Below are 18,051 nucleotides of genomic sequence, written 5' to 3'. Positions count from 1 at the left end.
TTTTTCATATTCTGTCTTATATATTTTGCCGAATATATTTTACTTACTTAATAATAGTAACATCTAGTAACATTTAAATAGCAGGAAAACACATTATGCCCTATGATCTATGATCCCAAGCCGGCAGATATGTATAAGACCATGAGACAGGATGATAGGCTTCCTGAGCCTGTGCCATTAGAAAGGCAATTCCCTGACATTGTTCCTGGCAGGGATGACAGGGATAAATGGCCTGAAGGTCTTCCTTTTCCCACAGAGGATCAGATCAGGCATTGGCAGGAAGAGATAGGAAGGATGGTCTGGGAAAAGAAAAACCGGCGTGATCTGCCGAACTGATTCTGGCATAAGATTTATAAGTGGTATCAAGAAATATTTTTCATAAGGGCCTGTAGCATAACCTGGATATGCCGTGCCATCATACCGTGCACTTGACCAGTAAGTGCGACCGGCTTCGGACCGGCTGATGAGGGTTCGAATCCCTCCAGGCTCGCTTTTTTAGTAAATCATATAGTCTTTGATTCAGATATCAAGCGGTCTTTGGTATCTTTGAATGATTTATGTTCAGACTCATGCTTTTCCGAAGAACTTCTTCCATCATGAACCTGAGTGAGTTGAGAGCTACATTCAGAGTGCTGCCGGATCTTTCTATATATCTCTCAAGGAATTCCCTGCAATCCTTTTTCGAAAATTGCTTTGGATCCTTAGAGCAGAACAGGAGGGACTTCCTTACATAGAACAGATAAGTCCTGATTGTCTTATGGCTCAATCTTCTCCTGAGCATCTCTTTCTTCATGGCCCCGGGAATGTCCATAAGAATTGAATTAAACCGCCAAGATATAAGTATTCAGCAGATAATTCCGAAAGAATTTTATTGATTATCCTTGTGATATAAATCAAGAATGTAGATAATACCCTCTTTTATGGTGTAGGATAATCTGTAAGGAGAGATGTATAATTCTCTTGTTCCTTTTCTGCTGAATCTCATCGGTTTTCCTGTTTCAGGATTCTCTCTGATTTTCTCAATCTGGCTGATTATCTGCATTTTCATGGATTGGCTTTTTATCTTCTTAAAATACCTCCTGAAATTATCATCAAAGACTACTTCTACCATTTTTTCATATGTCTGATAAGCTCATCAAATTCCATTTTTATGCCCTTTCCCTGCTCAATCCTCTGGTAAGATTCCTCAGTCCTTTTTGCGAACTCAAGGTCTTCAGCTAGATTCTCCCCCAATCGGCTTGCCTTTTTCAGGATTATCTGTTCCTTATTCCTGATTACTATCAATTTGTCTCCATCTTTCAGGTCCTTCCTCATCTCTGCTGGGATCACAACCTGGCCTTTTGAGCTTATCTTGGTTATTGCAACATCCATTAATATCACCAAGGTAAGATTAGTCTTACCTCATATATAAATGTTGCCTTTCCAATAGAACAAGACTATAGATAAACATATTTCCCTTGCAAACCCGAAAATCATTCAACAGTCATGTCACTTATTTGGAATCGATCATAAATAAAATGCATTTATCAACCTTAAGAATCCTTATTTCCGCATTTTGTGTGTATATGTTTTTAAAGTCAATTATTACTCAGAAAAACAGGGTTTTTCTTGCGTCATAACTGAAAATTTATTGATTCGTGGCGCAAATCTGTGATTTTCTACTCATCATAAAGTTTTGCTCATGTCGGAGCGCCATTAACATCAATTAAACTCAATTGAGGATTTATCTTAAGAAAAGAAATGGGGTGGGAAGATGCAATATCCCAGCATAAACATTTAAATATCTCTTGGATTAATATTTACTTTAATGAAGAATCTAGACAAAAAGATGCTATATCATTTAATACCTACAATAATCACTCTATTCTTGTTAAGTTTTCTTTTTTCAAAAAGACATGCTATGATGACAATGGGTTACAATAGTTATAATTTTTATATGATTATCTCTGGTTTCATTATATTTTTCATTTTTGTTATGATAGCATTTATAATATATCATATATTGAAAAAGAATGTGAAATTTTTTACTATATATTATGTTATTTCATTTATTGCCTGTATTTTTTTGATGTATTTCCTTATTGGTCAGGTTTCCTTGATGCTCAGAGCAATTTTTTGATTAGATTTCTCCCCGCTCTCTCTTCTTCTGGACAATGCGCCGCATCCGCCCCGTGATCATAAGATAAACCCTCGACTCGAAATCCTTCAGATTTCGCCCTCCTGGACATATAATGCGATTAAACTCAGCTTGCGCGTACTTCCACACTTTGTATGGATTTTTCTGACACTTTGTATCGGAAAAAGAGTCAGACACTGTTATGTGCGTTACCCGGGTGTTGGCCTTTGGAAAGTTATATAAATAATCAAGGATATTGTCATATTATGGACAAGAAATCTTTATTATCAGCAATATTGGCTTTTCTTTTGCTCCCTCAATTGGTTTCAGCAGATTTGATTATTCCGCTTTCTAGGCTGACTATCCCTTTGATACCCTTCATTATTTTTGTCGAAGCGTTCGCATTCTGGTTGCTGGCAGATAAGGTCATAAAAGTTCCCATTGGTTTTTGGAAATTGGTCTTAGTCACTTTTGTTGCAAACATTGTGACTTCTTTTTTGGGAACTTTTGTCCGTCTTTACAAAAATACTGATGTAAACCTGATATTGGTTGGTGTCGCTTTTGTGTTTTCTGCATTTATTGAATGGGGGATCTATATCCCATTTTTCAGAAAAGTCAATATGAGAATATTAGATTTACTGAAGATTTCTTTTTTAGCAAATTTGGCCACATATATCCCGCTTTCTTTTCTGATCGCTTATGCTTGGTAATGCCACCTTGTGTAATACTGTGCATATGCTTAGCTTCGGCATTTTTTCCTGCAGAAGAAACGCATGACGAGGATTTAGAGACTCCGCCCTGCGGGCTCCATCCAAATTTTTTGCTACGCAAAAAACTTATTGATAATCCCGATGCTATTTGCAATTGAAAAATGGCAAACTTATTAAATGGGGCTTATTTTTTATTATCTATGTGGTTTCATCAAGATTTACGAAAGCAGATCCATAGTATGATTCGTTCTATAGAGAAAGACGAATTAAGCATTCCTGATAATTGGCAATGGATGGAACAGAGAGAACATAGACTTGAACATATTGAGGATGAAGATATTGTTTTGATTAGAGAACTTCAGGATTTGCATAATAGGGGTTTGGATGTTCCAGAACTTTCTTTAAGAATTATTACCAAAGCACAGCAATTAAAAGATCACATCAAAGTAATGGAATCTAATAGAGGTTTAGACCCAAAAACACAAAAACAAGAGCTTGACAGATTACGAAGTTTTACTCAGGAGATTGACTCTCTTTTTCAGCAAGAAATTAGATTCATAAAGGAATCACAAGAAAGAGCAATTCATGAGGGGAGAGGCCGAGCTGTTCCGAAAAAGTGTATTGCTTTCTTTTCTGCTGAAGCAAGTAAATCAGAATCTGCAGGAGAAGATTTTACGAAGTTTCTTAGCAGAGTGGGAAGAGACCCTAACCGCCTATACAAATATCTCAGAGCAAGATTTTCTGGTTTTGTGGGCGATGAAGCATTAATAAGAGATTATATCCGGGGTTCAAAGAGAAATTTATGGGATAAACTAAAGTTAGAATTAAATATTATTGAGAAAGAAGTTCCAAGAATTAGTGGCGTACAATACAAATCAGGAGCTGGTTGGAATCATTTTGTTCTAAATGGCGATGCTCAACAACACAGAAGTTTTAAAGCATATATAAGTCTTGATTATCATACATTCACAGCAAAAGCTTTTATTTCGGCAGTTCAAGTTCTGGTTAAGTCTGGATTTAGAGGCCAAATTAAAACATGTCAGCCAGAATCAGTGGGTATGTTATTTCAGCAAGATGATAATATTGTAATTCACGGAGACGAACCTCATTTGGTAACTAGGGGTGCTCAAATTGTGACGAAAATTCTGGAACAAAATGGGGTTCATATTGGAGGCGGTTCTAGAAGCAGTAAATTTAATATTGCTCAGGACTTCATGGTTCCTGATCTTCAATTGTTAGGAAAGAAAACTCACAAGACTAGCTTTTCTGAAGGAATAGCAGAAATCGCATGCGAGATTATACTTCAAGCAATTAATGGAAGTAAAAAATATCTTAAGTCATATCCTGATTTCATAAACTTTTTAGTAAAATTATATGCAGATAATGGTCCTTTTGTCCAATATGTGCAGAGAGCAAATATTTTCCTCTAAATAACAGAAATCGCACTAATCTCCAACCTAAAGGTTGGAGTATTTGATTGTGTGATTCCCTCAAAAATCTTTGATTTTTGGGGCCCTAAAATTGCTAAGCTATTTTATGGTTTGGAATTGAAAATGACGCCCTGAAGGGTGGGGTATTAAACCCCTTAAAATGACAAACGTCATTTTCAATAAAAAACAGCCCCTTTCTCTGTTTGATTGGATGAGCTTCGTTCTCGACAATGTTTGCCATTTTTCAACTCTTCGGGATGTTTTCACTTCGTGACGCAACTAACAGCGATTAAGAGATTCCAAAGTCTTGCAGACTTCCCCATCCAAATTCGGTTTTGCGGGTTGCCTCAAATTCGAGGGAAAATTTTTGCTTTCGGGACTTTGGTTAAGTAGGATATTATCAGCAATAGGATTTTCAATTTACCGAAGACAAGAGTCAGAAGTCCCCCGCCTCACACTCGCTTTGCGCGTGTGAGAAAACTGCAAACGTATTTGAAGTTACAGTAACCTTTTTAAATCCGGGATGTTTATTCTTATCAAGATGGAAACAAAAATTATATTGACTGCATTAATTTTTTTGGTATCAATTTCTATGGTTTATGCCATGCAACCTCCTTGTTCAGATTCACAACTTTTAGACTCTTCTACATTTGCCATCGAAGGGATGATAAATGACAAAATTTGTGGCAAGCCCTACAAAGGGGGTATTGAGCAGGAGGATTGTTATGAAATGATAAAAGATTGCACTTTTAAGATTGAAGTAACTAACTCTTTGAAAGGGGATTATGAGGCAGGGGATATTGTTGGGTATAACACACAACTCTTTCATAGTATTGAAGGAGAAGAAGAAAATTGTGCAGGAGGGGGGCCAAGGAGATTTGGGAATGACCTGAAGGTTGGACAAAGTATAAGATATTACAAAGATTCGAAACATGCTAATGACGAAACAGGGGGTTTGGCGGGGATGAGTTGCCAGAATTATATATGGATTATTGAAGATGCTTCTGCTGGCCCGATCCAATATGGAAAATGTGGCGACAATGTTTGTGATTATGGAGAAAACACAGCATCATATCCTTATTATTGTCCGCAAGATTGTGGGACAAAAGGCGGTCCAGAAACAGGTGTTTCTTGTGAGATGACTGGGTTAAGAAGAGATGTTCGCTATTGTTCTCCTGATTATATCTGGTTATCACAAAAACAGACAGGGGAAGCTTGTGAAAACAATTTTGAATGTTCTTCTGATTTTTGTGTTTCAGGAAAATGTATAAGTAACGGACTTTTACAGAAGATTCTTAATTGGTTTAAGGGCCTAGTTGGTGCAGATTAAAATTTTTCCCGCCCACCCTGAACTTCCCACAGGGTGGGGGGACTTCTGACTTAAAAGATAGCTTCTTTTGGGGGATTGTTTATAATAAATTGAAAATCCCGCTTTCTCCTTTCAGTCGAACCCTGTCTTGCAGGCTTTCGCCTACAATATTCTTTGTTCGCTCTGGGCTGATAACAGGGTCCAATGTTAAACTCGATTTAGGTCACCTAGAGGTTATCAATAGATTTATATAATAATGAGACTAATTGTTCTATATGAAAGAAATATTCAAACCGAACCTGTCGAAGATTATTCTTGCAGTAATCCTATTGTTTATAATCTCTTTGTTGCCAATAATCCCGGCAAATGAATGTAAAGAAGGGACCGGTGTATGTAAAAAGGTTATGCCCTTATTCACTTTTTCAGACGGATTTTATGTTGGTGATTTTTCTCCGCATATATATCTTGGGATTATTGGAATGATTTTTGTCGTGCTTGAATTTATCATTTCTTATGGTTTGGCTTGTCTGATGATTGATAAATTCAGAAAGTGAACGGTGACCTGGACTCTTCAGAATATTTTTATGATATATATGCTGATGATAATTTTTGTTATGCTGCGGAGTTGGATCCTGTTGGTTCAATGAATGACGTAAAGGCGATACAGGAAATAATCAATGAAGAGACTATCAAAAATGCCAGGAAAAAATATGAAGTTGTCCTCAGATACTTATCAGATAGGCTCGATCCTCTTTACGACTATTACTGGGGTATTAAGGACCTGAGACAAGGCATGGCCACTCACCTAATCTTTCGATTTCAACCTAAAAAACCATACTATCCATTAGAGATATCCAGCCTGAATCTTGGCGAGAGTATGATTGATGTTCATGTATTGACTGTTAATCCTGTTGCAGACCAGAATGATATCTTAACAGTTGAAGAAAGCAAAAAGATCAGTTACGGACTGAAAAAGAAGCTGGAGAAATCCTTGAACCTGGCCAATGCAAAGTATGTTACACGGTTGTCTTATACCTAAGATCTGAAGGGATTGACTGATGATGCTGAGTTTGAAGGCGAAGGTATTATGGAACCTCCAAGTTTGCCTGAAGGAGACAGAAAAGGTGATTCTTATGGGGAGCATGACTTTCTCCAAAAAGTATGGGATTGGATTTCAGATTTGTTTGGATAGTTTATCTTCTTTTTATTTGCCCCGACATTAGGATATTTAGAAAAGGCTCTGCGGGCTTTATGAAAAACGCCCCTGAAATTGCTTTGATTCGCTCAAGAAACTTTGGTTTTTGGCGCCCAGAAGAATTTGTTTCTCTTGGGTTTTGCCTTCGGCATCCTTGCACTAAGAATATACCTCAAAGAACAGGGGGATTCCATGTCAAATCATGTCATGAAGCATCATTTCTTCGCGACAATCAGCCCATTGGAATTCAGTTCGATGAAATGCCCTTGATCCTTTATCATCTGCTCCACGAATCTCCTGACCGTCTCCACAATGAGCTTCCACTGCTCTTCTGTCAGCTTGGGCACCCAGCTGTATTTCAATGTCTCAAAATAATCGACAAATGGCTTTGCCTCTTTCAGCTCAACTTTGCTCTCGAAGGACTTCTTCTCAAGCACCTTGAATGCCTCAAAGTATTGGTCTGCATCTTCCATCGTGACATTTTTGCTTGTGTGCATGATAGATACCTTGAATTTCTCGTTTATCTCTTTCTCGAGGGCGTGGATGAATGGCTTGTTTCTTGCTGTATGTAGCACGCAGATGAACTTCCCTCCTTTCTTGAGGCATCTCCATATCTCATTGAATGCCTGCTGGGGTCTCCCGACAAGGTGCAATACATGTTTTGCGATTATGATGTCAAAGAAGTCATCCCTGAATGGAAGGTGCTCTGCTTCTCCGATTCTGAAGTCTATTCCTGTTCCTTTCCCTGCATCGCGGGCATTGTTGATTATGCCTTCTGAGAAATCTATCCCTTTCATCTCTCCGCTGAAACCTGTGTTCCTGAGTTTTATGAGTAAATCCCCGTTCCCGCAGCCGACATCCAATATCTTCAGGCTGCCTTCAGTGCTTATCCTACTGATTATCTCTTTGTCAAGGTCCACAAAAGGCTTTGAAAGCCTGTAGAATACCTTTCTTGCTTTCAAGAGTGTGTCATCCCTGAACTTGAGGTTCTTGATGTGCTCCTTATCCTCATCCATGCAGCAGGATAATCAGGAATTGTTTTTAAATTTTTGCTCATCCCTGCATGTATGGGCTTCAACAATGGAGAATGATGTGCCTGCTGCTCTGGGTTCCTGGTAATGGACCTTGAATACTGTATTGGACATCTTCCTTTCCAGCTCTGCCTTGAAATCCTGGAGATTTATGTTTCCTCTGTTCTCATGCAGGTAATGCACAAGCGCTTCTGTGAACCTCCCCATGTAAGGACTGCCGGCCATGATAGGTGACCGTCCTTCATATGCTCTCTTGTCAGCTGCGCATGCTGCGAGCACAAGGGTGTTGTCTGGTATCAGTAGCTTGTTGATGCCGTGCACGAAGATGCCTGAATGGCAGCAGTCTAGCACAGCTGCTTTCTTGCCCCGTATGTTTGAGAGGCTCTGGTAGAGTTCCGCAGGCTTGAGATTCCTGAAGCATCCCAGGTGCAGCCCTCTTTCGCCCCCGTGCCCTGAATAGAAGAAAAGGAAATGCGATCCGCTTGTCGAGGTGTATGCTGCTTTTTCGAGGGCTGCTTTGACATTCGGTTTTGTCGCCTGGCCATTGTAGAGCCTGGTGATGTTCCCTGCATATCCCCTTCTTGCCAGATGATAGGCGAGATTATCCAGGTCATTCTTCACTCCGCGCAGGTTCCCGCCGTCTGCTCCTACAAGGAGGGCATGGTTGTTCCCTGCCTCTTCTATTATGTCGTCGACACTCACCTGGAAATCTTTCCCGAGGATTATGGTGTCGCCTCTCTCGAGTTTCAGCGGCACAGGATCATTCCTGCCTGGGTTGATGTCTTTCCTTCCGAAGCCTGTATCCCATTCCCTGATGACCTCTGTGCCGTTCCTGCTGTTGAGGTCCATGAGGAGGTAATCATCATCTCTCCGGATGATGCCTGCGTGGTTCCTTGAGATGCTGGTGCCGCAGATCTTGATGCCCAATTCGAGCTGCCCGAATTCGTCAGGCATCTGTCGCTCCGGCACTTTCCATGCTATCTCAGATGACCTTCCGAGATGTGTAGCGCCGGATATCATGAAATGCTGGAGTCTAGGAACTCTCTGTACAAGAACTAGTATCTTGTTTTTGTCAGGCATGCAGCCAGAAATGTCACAGATGATATATAAATATTTCTATTTATAACCACTAGAAAGTGACAAAAATATCAATCAGTAGAGTATCTTGTTCTGCCCAGATCCTGAGACCCATCGGCGGGCTGTCTCCTCTGCGTGTCTTGGGTCATAATCTGGCCTGCTCTTCATGATTCGTTCTTTTATATCCAGAACAAGCTCTGTCTTGTCTATGCATGTCTTGATCATGCTACCACCCCATATGGTGCCTAGATAAGGAGATATAAATAATTGCTCATTTGATCATTACAATATAGAAAATATATACCCAATAACTATTTAAATCTCTTTCAAAAAAAATGGGGATAATGGATAGGGTCTATCTCATTATGGGTTCAATTATGATTCTTTTCGGGTTAGTCTCTATACCTGTTGCAATCACCAAGAGCGCATGGCACGGATGTTCAGATGATGCTCTTGGCCCTGGTTTCTCGCTTCTGGAGGTCCAAGGGAAGCATATGGGAGAGCTGACAGTCTGGGAGAAAGAGACCTTCTGCAACAAGAACACCATTTATTCGATTGTCGCTATCATTGTCATCATAATCGGTAGTGTCTTTGTCATGGGAGCTTTTGTCGCTTCCCCTCCGGGTAAATGCAGAAAGTGCGGTTCAGCTATTGAGTCAGGTTCCCGTTTCTGCGACAGATGCGGGATGAGATTAAAATGAAATATAAGATTGTCCATAGGAAAGATGAATGCATCGGCTGCGGGGCATGTGTCGCTGCAGATCCTGCCCACTGGAAGATGAATTCTGAGAACAAAGCCGAGCTTATCGGCGCAAAGAAAGTGGGGGAGACAGAAGAGAGTATCATCGACGAGAAAGAGGTCGATGATGTCAGGCAGGCTGCTGAGGTCTGCCCGGTCAGGATAATTGAGGTAAGGAAGGTCTAGCGATGGCGATCGCATCCTCAGGGAAGATCATTTATCATAAAGAGACTGCTCCGCATGTCTTTGTTGTCAGGATAGGGCTTGATGGGCCTTTTGATTTCTATCCCGGCCAGTTCTGCATGCTGGGTCTTGAGATTGGAGGCCAGGAAGTCAAGAGGCCTTATTCTATAGCATCTGCAAAGAATGAGAAGGCATATCTGGAATTCTGCTATGTGATGCACGCAGATGGTGCATTGTCAAGATACCTGGCGAAGAAGGTGAAGGGAGATGAAGTGATTGTGCAGGGCCCTTATGGCAAGTTCTTTATGGACAATCCTGTTCCAGGCAAAGATACAGTATTTGTTGCCGGCGGCACAGGTATCGCCCCTCTGATAAGCATGATAAGATGCATTGATTTCAGCAGGACAAGCAAGGATGTCTGGCTTTTCTTCGGCTTTAAGACAGGTGAATTTTTCCTGTACAAGGATGAGCTTGAGGCACTGGAGAAGAAGCATCCTAATTTCCATCTCATTCCATCAATCAGCAGGGATGACCCTTCTTGGCAAGGCAGGCGCGGGTATATCCAGACCCATCTGGAGCTGGCAGGCAGTCCATCAGGCAAGCAGGTCTATCTTTGCGGGCCTTCCAGGTTCACTGTGGATGTTGTGGCCAGGCTTAAAGCATTGGGTTTTGCTTCAGAAGATATCCATTATGAAGGCTGGTGATTATTTGCTTCCGCTCCCTTTTATGAGCGCCTGCAGTGATCTTATCGCGACTTCTATCTGCTTCGCATCCGGCTGGCGCGTCGTCATCTTCTGCAGCATCATCCCTGGCCATGATAATATCCTGGATATGATGCTGTGCTTGAACTTGCCCAGAATCCTTAATATCTCATAGGATATGCCGGCAATCACCGGCAGGAGCACGATCCTTGCAGCGAATCTCATCCATACCTGGTCTGTCCTCACCACAGTGAAGACAAGTATGCTTATCATGAGGAAGAGCAGTATGAATGTTGTTCCGCATCTGGGGTGCGCTGTCCCGAACTTCTTGACATTCTGCACTGTCAGCTTCTTGCCGGATTCATAGCAGTGGACTGTCATGTGCTCTGCTCCATGATACTCGAATATCCTTCTTATGTCCTTCATCATGGATATGCCGGCGATGTAGACAAGGAAGAATATCACCCTGAGCAGGCCGTCGACGAGGTCGAACATGAATCCCCTGTCTGCGATGAATATTTTTGTCAGCCAGAATGGCAGCAGTATGAATAATAGTATTGCAAGGAGAAGTGAGAAGAGTATTGTTCCGAATACCTGCCAGCTGCTGAGCTTCTCTTCCTCTTCGCCGATTGATTCATTTGCAGAATAGGACAATGCTTTTATCCCGATGACCAGCATCTCGAATAATGTGACTACACCTCGGATAAAAGGCCATGTCACGATGCCTTTCTTCAGGAGCTTGAGCTTCTCAACCTTGACTGATATCTTGTTGTCTGGCTTCCTGACAGCCATTGCATAGTGGGTCTTGCTCTTCATCATGACCCCTTCTATGAGTGCCTGTCCGCCATAGTCGATAGAGCACTTTTTTGTCATGGGATGCAAAGAATCAGGTTCTGATTTTAAAGGTTTTTATTCTATGAGCGTATGTATCTCGCCCGTGAGCACTTTCCTTTCCCTTTCAGCCAGGTCGTGCTCAAGCCTCTGGAGCCTTTCGAATTCCTTCTCTATTGTCTTGAGCTTCTCGATTATCTTCTGTTCGATGTGGGCTATCTTGTCTTCGCGTGCCTTGAGGTCCATCACTTTTGATAGTATCTCTTTCTTCTTCTCTGATATCGCGTGCGAGTCTCTCTCAAGCATCTCCAATTGGCTTGTGAGCTCCTTCTCTTTCTTCTCGACAAGCTCTGTATCCTTCTCTGCAGCGTGGAGCAGGTTTGCGATCTCTTTCTCTTTCTGTGTTATGTACTCCTGGTATTCATTGAGATGGCTCTCTTTCTCATCCAGCTTTGTTCCTTTCTTCTCGATTTCTGCATAGAGCTTTTTCTTCTTCCCGAAAGCATCTGTCTCAGATCTGAGCTCTTGCCTTTTCTTTGTCAGCTTCTCGATTTCTTTCTGGAGGGAGCTTATCTCATTGTTGTAGAACTTGATGTCCTTTGATATTTTCTTGTGGTCGCTCTTTGCTTCAGAGTGGGCCTGCTCTCTGAGCTTCAGCTCTGCAAGCTTGTCATTTATTGCCATCTCCCTCTCTGCAATCTTGTTCTCCTGGCTCTCGAGATTCTTGAGGACATGGTCTATCTCTGCTCTCAGGCTGTCTGTGTATCTTCTCTTTGCCTCGAGCTCTGCTGCCTGTTTCCTCTGCCTTTCTTCTGTCTCCTTGACTTTCTGCTCCCTTTCAGCGATGTCGTTGCTGAGGGCTTCAACCTCCTTGATCTTCCTGGAGAGATATTTCAGCTTGTCGCCTGCTTCCTTGTGCATCTGCTTTGCTTCTGTTGCCCTTTCCCTGTGTTTCTGCTTCAGGAACTTATTGTCAAAGATATAGTTTATCCTCTCATGTTCAAGGAGGTCTATGATCGCATCTTCTTCCAGCGAATAACCTGATTTCCTGAGATCTTTCTTCAGGCCCGAGATATCATCATGGTTCCATCTTGCTTTGTGATGGTCAACGAAGTCCTGCAGGTAGCCGGAATCCTTCAGTCTTAGAATTTCTTCTTTGTCGCTCATCCTACCCCCTTTAAAAGAAAAAGCCCCATTTGATTTATAAATGTTTGTTACTATTTAAAAGTGAGACGGTATTGGTTTGGGCAGATGACAAGTGAATGAAGTATCAATGCGAGTGTTTCAGTGCTTTAGGCAATCGAACCGAATATCATGCCGGCGATTGCCGAGTAGATTATCACAAGCCCCACATAGACTGCAGTTTTCTTTGTTCCAAGCACTCCTCTGACCACCAGCATGTTTGGCAGGCTTAGGCTAGGCCCTGCCAGCAATAATGCCAGAGCTGGTCCTGAATGCATCCCTTTGGCCATCAGTGCCTGCAAGATAGGGATTTCTGTCAGTGTTGAGAAGTACATTAATGCCCCAAAGATTGATGCTATCAGGTTCCCTGTCACTGTATTGCTTCCTACAAGGTTGGTGATGATGCCTTCTGGCAGCAGCGGCATGATGAATCCTGCTATGAACACTCCTGCAAAGAGTAATGGAAGGATCAGTTTTGAGAAGTTCCATGTCTCATTGAGCCATTTCTGGGATATATGATCACGGAATTTCCATAAAACCAAACCTACAACGCCTGATGTGAAGACACCCATCAATGAATACTTGATGAATTTATCAATCTGCAATCCATTAACAACAAGCACGCCGATCATCAGCCCAAAGAAAGCGAACATGACCTTGTTTGATAATTGTGATTCTTCTGTATCCTGGATCATCAGTTTTTCTTTATCGACTTGCTCCCTGAAGATGACCTGCATTGTCAAGCCCACTATTATCGAAAGCAAGACTGCTGAAGTCACCCTTGCAAGCCCTATCTCCAGACCGAGAACACTCATTGTCAGGAATATTGCTGCGATGTTTATCGCCGGCCCGGCGAACAGGAAAGTTATCGCAGGTCCAAGACCTGCTCCTCTTTTCCTTATGCCTGCAAACAGCGGCAGGATCGTGCATGAGCACACTGCAAGTATGGCCCCTGAGACAGAAGCGACACCATATGAGACATATTTCTTTGCTTCATGACCCAGATATTTCATGACCTTCTCTTTCTGTATGAACACAGCAATGGCGCCTGCAATGAAGAGTGCAGGTACAAGGCATGTCAGCACATGCTGTTTTGCATAATCATTCAGGAGATTCACTCCTGAAATCACTGAGTTATTGAACCATTCTGCGCCGTAAGGCACAAAATAGAATACCGCGAATATGCCTATTATCCAGGCTAAGATTTTCCATTCTTCCTTTTCCATCTCAGAGCACCATCATCCCTATGTAATAGAACCCGGCAATTATGAATACTGCAGCAACTATCTTCCTCATCCATCTCTCAAAAACACTGATCTTATCCATTATGGCCCCCAGTCTTGAGACACTGTAGACAAGTATGAATGAGAATATGATGACCGGCAGTCCTGTTGCAAAGGCAAATACTGAGGGGATTATCAGTCCGTCTCCTGCTTTGAGTGCAATTGGTATAAGCATCCCAAAAAACAAGACTGCGCTGAAAGGGCAGAATGCTAATGCAAATATCACTCCTAAAAGGAAACTGCCGAGAAATCCTTTTTGTGCAAGCTTCTCTTTTATCTTATTCAGTTTATCACTTGTTTTTAAGAAATTTATTTTGATGACATCAAGCATCACAATCCCGACAATCAATAATAGAGGCCCCAGTATTTTGTCTCCGTATTTCTGGAGTGTGAGTACAATGCTCTGCGTGTTTAGCCCGAACCATACGATGGCAGAGGCGATCAGGACATAGGTTAGCATCCTTCCTAGAGTATAAAGGAGACCCACCATAATAGTGTGTTTGCTGTTGTCTATTCTTTTGCTTGCATAAGCTATTGCTGTGATGTTTGTTGCGAGAGGGCATGGGCTGATTGCTGTCATGAGCCCGATAAAGAAAGCAGCAAGGATCGCAATATCGCTTGTGCCCATTGCTTCCATGAATGCCAACAAGCCCATTTTTATTTACCTGCCAGCTTCTGCTCAATGACCACTTTTAGATAATCCATGTAATCCTGCTTGTCCCTTATCTTGTACCATACCTGGGTATTCTGCTCTGCTTTGAATCCGTCCCCGCTGTATACGCCAAGCCATAAGGATGATCCTGTAGCACCATATTTCTTCACCAGCTCACTGTTTTCAGGAAGCTCTGCATTGACATGGCCGAAGACAATCCTGCCTGACTTGAGTTCATCAGCAAAATAAGTATTTACTGTCTCTTCAGCATAATTCCCCACAGTTATGCAGGAATAGCACTGGTTTGTCCCATGAAAATGGAATATCTCCAGCTTGTCGACATTAATCTCCTGCTCGGGCAGCTCGCTAAACAGCACTTCTGGACCTTGAGCGCCATCGCTATCGCACCCGGACAATAGAATAGCGGACAATGCCAATAGGATGATTGTTATGCAATATGTCACTTTAGCCATTTTTTGATCTCCTCTGTGGTTGCCACTTTCCCATAGCTTTTGACTTCTCCGTCAATCACTATTGCAGGAGTGGACATCACGCCATGATCCACAATCTCGCCGATGTCAGTCACTTTCTTTATCTCTGCTTTTATTTTCAGCTCTTCCAATGCCTTCCTGGCATTCTCTTCGAGCATCTTGCATTTCGGGCATCCTGCACCCAATATTTCTATTTTCATCAGCTTCTGCCTCAGAATTTTGACCCATGACTCGCAGTTGACCATTTCATAGCATGACATGTTGGTATGCATAATAGGCAGCTGTCACTCCCTGCGACACACCGATGATTGCCTGTTTCCAGTCTATATTAGTGACATCTCCTGCTGCAAAGAACCCCGGGACATTTGTCTCAGAATGAGCATTGATTATCACTTCTTTCCTCTTGTTGAGCTTAACACCTATCTTCTTTGCCAGCTCGCTTCTTGGTATGTTGCCTATATAGACAAAGACGCTCCCGGCAGGAAGCTCTTTCTTTTTTTTGTATGGCCTTTTCAGCATGATCTTTTCAACTTTTCCTTTCCCTGCTATCCCTGTTATCTCATTGCTGTTTATTTCTTCGATCTTCCCTTTCTTGATCTTTTGGTTCAATAGCTTCCTGTTGTGCTCTTCTGGATGCAGTTCCTTCTCATTATTGATTATGTATACTTTATTAGCGTATTCTGCAAGGAGTATGGCTTCCTTGACTGCGCTGTCTCCGCCGCCTGCGACAGCGACTGTCTTTCCTTTGATGAATGCAGCTTCGCATAATGCGCAGTAGCTGACACCATTGCCGAAAAATTCATCCTCTCCCTTCACGCCTAATTTCCTTACCTGGGCCCCTGTTGCCAGGATTATGGCTTTCGATCTGTAGGACTTGTCTCCGGCAACCGCCTTGAATCCATCCTTCTCTTTAGTCACCTGGCTGACTATCTCGATTTCTGAATCGATATCATAATCCATTGCATGGTTCTCAAGAAGTTCTGTGAGTTTTTGGCCTTCTACTGAGACAAAGCCAGGATAATTCTCCACTTTTCCTGTGAGCGCAAGTGTCCCTCCGGGCTGCTCGCCGATGATGAGCACCTTCAGCCCGAGCCTTGCAGCATACATCGCGCTTGCATAGCCTGCAACTCCCATGCCGATGACAATGAGGTCATATTCCCTGTTTGCATCTGGATTGTGCTTGTAGCTGTTCCTTGGCTCGAACACGATATTATTAGTGATCTTTGTCTTTGATGCCATGTTTACCTCAATAGGTGCGGTGCGAAGAGCATTATCAGTCCTAGCACAAACAGTACTGCGCCGCCTACCAGTTTGCAGTATTTCGCGTATTTGTTGGCGAACCCGCTTCCGAGTGCTAATGCTGCCATGCTGAATATTATTATGTGATCCAGCATGTAGAAGAACAGGTATAGCAGGATGTACATGTACTGCTGGAATGAGGATATCCCGCTCAATGCAAGCAGCTGGGTGAATATTGCTGGTATCGCTGCTGAGCACACGAATTCTATCGCATTCACCACAAAGGCCAGCCCGATGACTGAGATGATGACTCCGATTGTGACTGGCTGTGCTATTATGTTCTGTATCCTGTTCATTGTCTTCTTATGGCTTTCCTCATCTCCGACTTTGCATGTGAGCTCGCCTTTGGATGTGTACCACTCTTTCAGATGTGATATCCCTGCCCCCAGAGCAAATACTCCCACCAGGATTGTTATTATCCGGATATATCCCATCAGGAGGAAAAGGTTTAGCCATGCTGTCATGAAAAGGAAATATGATACTGCTGAGGCCAGGACAAAGCTTCCTACCACAAGCCATATCTTTTTCTTGCTTTTTTCTCCGAGAAGGAGTGTTATCAGGAATATGAGCACCCATAAAGCGCATGGGTTGAATCCGTCTACCAGTCCGAGTATCACAGCCAGTGTCGGAAGTGACCACTTTGTGAGGTCTACTCTTCCGATGAAGGGTATCTCAAAATCTGAGAATCCTGTGTCCATCTCCTGTTTTGTGTCTGTCTTGTACTCATCGCCTTTGCAGCTGTTGATGCATTCATCTATTGCAGAGATTATGTTCTCTTTTGTCTGGAATCCCACAAGAGCATTCTTTCCTACAAATATGGTTGGAACACCCAATCTTGATGTGTCGAGGCCTGCTTCTGCAGACATCTTGTAGAACAGCACTGATCCTTCCTGTGATGAAGCGTCATATTCGAAGAACTTCACATCAGATCTTTCTGATTTTATCTCATAGTATATTGGTTTTTGGTCGCTGCAGTGGGGGCATGTAGGGAGATAGAAGAAATATACTGATGTATCCCCCGGCTCTGTCGGTTTTATGGATTCGCCATCTGTGACATAGAAGGCAGCTGCCCCGACGATTACCAGGAACAGCACCAGGGATATGTTGAATCTTGACGAGAAAAATTCTTTTATTGGTTTTGCCAGTTTCATATCTTCAGCGCTCCTTTGAGTTTCTTGAGGTCATATCCTATGATGATGCTCCCATCAACATCTATGACAGGCACATTTTCCTGCCCGCTTTTCCTTATCATCATCTCTTTGGCCTTCTTGTCTTTTGAGATGCCTATCTCTGTGAATTTTATTTTGTTCCTTTCAAGATACTTCTTTGCAATGATGCAGAATGGGCAGGCCGGTGCAGTGTATAGTGTGACTTTCATCATATCCACCTCTTCATCTCTTCTTGGTCATGCAGCAGCAGGACTTGAGAAATTTTCCTTCTTCATATCCCATGGCTTTGAACAGGTCGCAGACTCTCATGTCCTTTATTGAGTAATGCATCATCTTTCCTTCCCTTCTTGATTTCAGTATCCCTGATTCTTTCAGCTTGGCGAGATGCATTGAGGTGTTTGACTGTGTCCTGCCTATCAGCGCAGGTATCTGGCAGGCGCATCTCTCTCCCTGGAGAAGCACTTCCAGTATCTTGTATCTGGTCTCTTCGCTCAGCGCTTTCAGAAGCCTCAGGTTGTCCTTATAAGTCATATCAATGGGTGCTCATATGATGATATATAAACCTTTCGGTGGTTTTGGGATGTGAGTCTTGGTAAATATGAGCACTGGATATTGAAATGAATGATTGACCACTAAGTTTTTCATAGATAGTG

The 18,051-nt window shown here is 42.5% G+C and carries 25 protein-coding genes and 1 tRNA gene; 10 read left to right on the top strand and 16 right to left on the bottom strand.

Annotated features, from left to right (window positions below; translation table 11 throughout):
* Window positions 1–102 precede the first annotated feature (102 nt).
* Window positions 103–336 carry a hypothetical protein gene (locus tag JW968_04000; GenBank protein ID MBN1386109.1) on the top strand — a complete coding sequence of 78 codons (234 nt, stop codon included), beginning with the start codon at window positions 103–105 and terminating at the stop codon, window positions 334–336.
* A 46-nt stretch (window positions 337–382) separates the two neighbouring features.
* Window positions 383–490 (top strand) — tRNA-Arg (locus JW968_03995).
* A 36-nt stretch (window positions 491–526) separates the two neighbouring features.
* On the opposite strand, the gene JW968_03990 is transcribed toward JW968_03995, so the two are convergent.
* The 3 genes from JW968_03990 to JW968_03980 are packed head-to-tail and all read right to left on the bottom strand — an operon-like array spanning window position 527 to window position 1,371.
* Complete coding sequence (locus JW968_03990) at window positions 527–811, bottom strand: phage integrase N-terminal SAM-like domain-containing protein (GenBank protein MBN1386108.1); 285 nt, start codon at window positions 809–811, stop codon at window positions 527–529.
* A gap of 57 nt (window positions 812–868) precedes the next feature.
* A complete protein-coding gene (locus tag JW968_03985; protein MBN1386107.1) occupies window positions 869–1,111 on the bottom strand; it encodes a type II toxin-antitoxin system RelE/ParE family toxin in 243 nt (80 codons plus the stop codon).
* A complete protein-coding gene (locus JW968_03980; protein MBN1386106.1) occupies window positions 1,105–1,371 on the bottom strand; it encodes an AbrB/MazE/SpoVT family DNA-binding domain-containing protein in 267 nt (88 codons plus the stop codon). The genes JW968_03985 and JW968_03980 overlap by 7 nt, the downstream gene beginning before the upstream one ends.
* A gap of 1,011 nt (window positions 1,372–2,382) precedes the next feature.
* Between JW968_03980 and JW968_03975 the strand changes: the two genes are divergently transcribed.
* From JW968_03975 to JW968_03955, 5 genes are all read left to right on the top strand, one after another.
* Window positions 2,383–2,826 (top strand): hypothetical protein, encoded by a 444-nt coding sequence (locus JW968_03975; protein MBN1386105.1) that lies wholly within the window; start codon window positions 2,383–2,385, stop codon window positions 2,824–2,826.
* Between the two features lie 161 nt (window positions 2,827–2,987).
* A complete protein-coding gene (locus JW968_03970) occupies window positions 2,988–4,256 on the top strand; it encodes a hypothetical protein (GenBank protein MBN1386104.1) in 1,269 nt (422 codons plus the stop codon).
* A 541-nt stretch (window positions 4,257–4,797) separates the two neighbouring features.
* Window positions 4,798–5,586, top strand: coding sequence for a hypothetical protein (locus JW968_03965; protein ID MBN1386103.1), 789 nt, complete (start codon window positions 4,798–4,800; stop codon window positions 5,584–5,586).
* Window positions 5,587–5,840: 254 nt separating this feature from the next.
* Entirely contained in the window at window positions 5,841–6,119 is a 279-nt protein-coding gene (locus tag JW968_03960; protein ID MBN1386102.1) for a hypothetical protein, read from the top strand.
* The gene (locus tag JW968_03955; GenBank protein MBN1386101.1) at window positions 6,116–6,604 is read left to right on the top strand and encodes a hypothetical protein; all 489 of its coding nucleotides are present in this window, start codon (window positions 6,116–6,118) and stop codon (window positions 6,602–6,604) included. Before JW968_03960 ends, JW968_03955 begins: the two co-directional genes overlap by 4 nt.
* A 371-nt stretch (window positions 6,605–6,975) precedes the next feature.
* On the opposite strand, the gene JW968_03950 is transcribed toward JW968_03955, so the two are convergent.
* The 3 genes from JW968_03950 to JW968_03940 all read right to left on the bottom strand — a co-directional run bounded on the left by JW968_03950 (window position 6,976) and on the right by JW968_03940 (window position 9,093).
* Entirely contained in the window at window positions 6,976–7,776 is an 801-nt protein-coding gene (locus JW968_03950; GenBank protein ID MBN1386100.1) for a methyltransferase domain-containing protein, read from the bottom strand.
* A gap of 12 nt (window positions 7,777–7,788) precedes the next feature.
* Window positions 7,789–8,871, bottom strand: a complete 1,083-nt coding sequence (locus tag JW968_03945; protein ID MBN1386099.1) for a caspase family protein — start codon at window positions 8,869–8,871, stop codon at window positions 7,789–7,791.
* Between the two features lie 72 nt (window positions 8,872–8,943).
* A complete protein-coding gene (locus JW968_03940; protein MBN1386098.1) occupies window positions 8,944–9,093 on the bottom strand; it encodes a hypothetical protein in 150 nt (49 codons plus the stop codon).
* Between the two features lie 110 nt (window positions 9,094–9,203).
* Between JW968_03940 and JW968_03935 the strand changes: the two genes are divergently transcribed.
* Genes JW968_03935 through JW968_03925 form a run of 3 tightly spaced genes read left to right on the top strand, consistent with a single transcriptional unit; the run spans window position 9,204 to window position 10,494 of the window.
* Complete coding sequence (locus JW968_03935; protein ID MBN1386097.1) at window positions 9,204–9,569, top strand: zinc ribbon domain-containing protein; 366 nt, start codon at window positions 9,204–9,206, stop codon at window positions 9,567–9,569.
* On the top strand, window positions 9,566–9,793 hold the full coding sequence (locus JW968_03930; protein ID MBN1386096.1) for a ferredoxin: 228 nt from the start codon (window positions 9,566–9,568) through the stop codon (window positions 9,791–9,793). Before JW968_03935 ends, JW968_03930 begins: the two co-directional genes overlap by 4 nt.
* Before the next feature lie 2 nt (window positions 9,794–9,795).
* Window positions 9,796–10,494, top strand: coding sequence for an FAD-dependent oxidoreductase (locus tag JW968_03925; protein ID MBN1386095.1), 699 nt, complete (start codon window positions 9,796–9,798; stop codon window positions 10,492–10,494).
* Here the strand turns inward: JW968_03925 and JW968_03920 are convergent, their stop codons facing one another.
* The 10 genes from JW968_03920 to JW968_03875 all read right to left on the bottom strand — a co-directional run bounded on the left by JW968_03920 (window position 10,495) and on the right by JW968_03875 (window position 17,929).
* Window positions 10,495–11,364, bottom strand: coding sequence for a DUF1385 domain-containing protein (locus tag JW968_03920; GenBank protein MBN1386094.1), 870 nt, complete (start codon window positions 11,362–11,364; stop codon window positions 10,495–10,497).
* A 36-nt stretch (window positions 11,365–11,400) separates the two neighbouring features.
* Window positions 11,401–12,489 carry a hypothetical protein gene (locus JW968_03915; GenBank protein ID MBN1386093.1) on the bottom strand — a complete coding sequence of 363 codons (1,089 nt, stop codon included), beginning with the start codon at window positions 12,487–12,489 and terminating at the stop codon, window positions 11,401–11,403.
* A 125-nt stretch (window positions 12,490–12,614) separates the two neighbouring features.
* The gene (locus JW968_03910) at window positions 12,615–13,730 is read right to left on the bottom strand and encodes a permease (GenBank protein MBN1386092.1); all 1,116 of its coding nucleotides are present in this window, start codon (window positions 13,728–13,730) and stop codon (window positions 12,615–12,617) included.
* A gap of 1 nt (window position 13,731) precedes the next feature.
* The gene (locus tag JW968_03905; GenBank protein MBN1386091.1) at window positions 13,732–14,442 is read right to left on the bottom strand and encodes a sulfite exporter TauE/SafE family protein; all 711 of its coding nucleotides are present in this window, start codon (window positions 14,440–14,442) and stop codon (window positions 13,732–13,734) included.
* A 2-nt stretch (window positions 14,443–14,444) separates the two neighbouring features.
* Window positions 14,445–14,912 (bottom strand): hypothetical protein, encoded by a 468-nt coding sequence (locus JW968_03900; protein MBN1386090.1) that lies wholly within the window; start codon window positions 14,910–14,912, stop codon window positions 14,445–14,447.
* Window positions 14,900–15,130, bottom strand: coding sequence for a TM0996/MTH895 family glutaredoxin-like protein (locus tag JW968_03895; protein MBN1386089.1), 231 nt, complete (start codon window positions 15,128–15,130; stop codon window positions 14,900–14,902). Before JW968_03895 ends, JW968_03900 begins: the two co-directional genes overlap by 13 nt.
* Window positions 15,131–15,176: 46 nt before the next feature.
* Window positions 15,177–16,169 carry an FAD-dependent oxidoreductase gene (locus JW968_03890; GenBank protein ID MBN1386088.1) on the bottom strand — a complete coding sequence of 331 codons (993 nt, stop codon included), beginning with the start codon at window positions 16,167–16,169 and terminating at the stop codon, window positions 15,177–15,179.
* A 2-nt stretch (window positions 16,170–16,171) separates the two neighbouring features.
* Window positions 16,172–17,380: a glutaredoxin family protein gene (locus JW968_03885; protein ID MBN1386087.1), complete on the bottom strand. Its 1,209-nt coding sequence runs from the start codon at window positions 17,378–17,380 to the stop codon at window positions 16,172–16,174.
* Entirely contained in the window at window positions 17,377–17,607 is a 231-nt protein-coding gene (locus tag JW968_03880) for a glutathione S-transferase N-terminal domain-containing protein (GenBank protein ID MBN1386086.1), read from the bottom strand. The genes JW968_03885 and JW968_03880 overlap by 4 nt, the downstream gene beginning before the upstream one ends.
* 13 nt (window positions 17,608–17,620) lie before the next feature.
* Window positions 17,621–17,929, bottom strand: coding sequence for a winged helix-turn-helix transcriptional regulator (locus tag JW968_03875; protein MBN1386085.1), 309 nt, complete (start codon window positions 17,927–17,929; stop codon window positions 17,621–17,623).
* Between the last annotated feature and the right edge of the window lie 122 nt (window positions 17,930–18,051).

This window comes from Candidatus Woesearchaeota archaeon, assembly GCA_016928155.1.
In the GTDB taxonomy this organism is placed as follows: Archaea; Nanobdellota; Nanobdellia; order Woesearchaeales; family JAFGLG01; genus JAFGLG01.
Note: the sequence above shows the minus strand (reverse complement) of the source record. Positions and strands in the feature narration are given on the sequence as shown.

Coding starts and splice junctions, on each gene's coding strand:
- JW968_04000 (MBN1386109.1), top strand. CDS start 103: ATGATCTATGATCCCAAGCCGGCAGATATGTATAAGACCATGAGACAG.
- JW968_03990 (MBN1386108.1), bottom strand. CDS start 811: ATGGACATTCCCGGGGCCATGAAGAAAGAGATGCTCAGGAGAAGATTG.
- JW968_03985 (MBN1386107.1), bottom strand. CDS start 1,111: ATGGTAGAAGTAGTCTTTGATGATAATTTCAGGAGGTATTTTAAGAAG.
- JW968_03980 (MBN1386106.1), bottom strand. CDS start 1,371: ATGGATGTTGCAATAACCAAGATAAGCTCAAAAGGCCAGGTTGTGATC.
- JW968_03975 (MBN1386105.1), top strand. CDS start 2,383: ATGGACAAGAAATCTTTATTATCAGCAATATTGGCTTTTCTTTTGCTC.
- JW968_03970 (MBN1386104.1), top strand. CDS start 2,988: ATGGCAAACTTATTAAATGGGGCTTATTTTTTATTATCTATGTGGTTT.
- JW968_03965 (MBN1386103.1), top strand. CDS start 4,798: ATGGAAACAAAAATTATATTGACTGCATTAATTTTTTTGGTATCAATT.
- JW968_03960 (MBN1386102.1), top strand. CDS start 5,841: ATGAAAGAAATATTCAAACCGAACCTGTCGAAGATTATTCTTGCAGTA.
- JW968_03950 (MBN1386100.1), bottom strand. CDS start 7,776: ATGGATGAGGATAAGGAGCACATCAAGAACCTCAAGTTCAGGGATGAC.
- JW968_03945 (MBN1386099.1), bottom strand. CDS start 8,871: ATGCCTGACAAAAACAAGATACTAGTTCTTGTACAGAGAGTTCCTAGA.
- JW968_03940 (MBN1386098.1), bottom strand. CDS start 9,093: ATGATCAAGACATGCATAGACAAGACAGAGCTTGTTCTGGATATAAAA.
- JW968_03935 (MBN1386097.1), top strand. CDS start 9,204: ATGGGGATAATGGATAGGGTCTATCTCATTATGGGTTCAATTATGATT.
- JW968_03930 (MBN1386096.1), top strand. CDS start 9,566: ATGAAATATAAGATTGTCCATAGGAAAGATGAATGCATCGGCTGCGGG.
- JW968_03925 (MBN1386095.1), top strand. CDS start 9,796: ATGGCGATCGCATCCTCAGGGAAGATCATTTATCATAAAGAGACTGCT.
- JW968_03920 (MBN1386094.1), bottom strand. CDS start 11,364: ATGACAAAAAAGTGCTCTATCGACTATGGCGGACAGGCACTCATAGAA.
- JW968_03915 (MBN1386093.1), bottom strand. CDS start 12,489: ATGAGCGACAAAGAAGAAATTCTAAGACTGAAGGATTCCGGCTACCTG.
- JW968_03910 (MBN1386092.1), bottom strand. CDS start 13,730: ATGGAAAAGGAAGAATGGAAAATCTTAGCCTGGATAATAGGCATATTC.
- JW968_03905 (MBN1386091.1), bottom strand. CDS start 14,442: ATGGGCTTGTTGGCATTCATGGAAGCAATGGGCACAAGCGATATTGCG.
- JW968_03900 (MBN1386090.1), bottom strand. CDS start 14,912: ATGGCTAAAGTGACATATTGCATAACAATCATCCTATTGGCATTGTCC.
- JW968_03895 (MBN1386089.1), bottom strand. CDS start 15,130: ATGAAAATAGAAATATTGGGTGCAGGATGCCCGAAATGCAAGATGCTC.
- JW968_03890 (MBN1386088.1), bottom strand. CDS start 16,169: ATGGCATCAAAGACAAAGATCACTAATAATATCGTGTTCGAGCCAAGG.
- JW968_03885 (MBN1386087.1), bottom strand. CDS start 17,380: ATGAAACTGGCAAAACCAATAAAAGAATTTTTCTCGTCAAGATTCAAC.
- JW968_03880 (MBN1386086.1), bottom strand. CDS start 17,607: ATGAAAGTCACACTATACACTGCACCGGCCTGCCCATTCTGCATCATT.
- JW968_03875 (MBN1386085.1), bottom strand. CDS start 17,929: ATGACTTATAAGGACAACCTGAGGCTTCTGAAAGCGCTGAGCGAAGAG.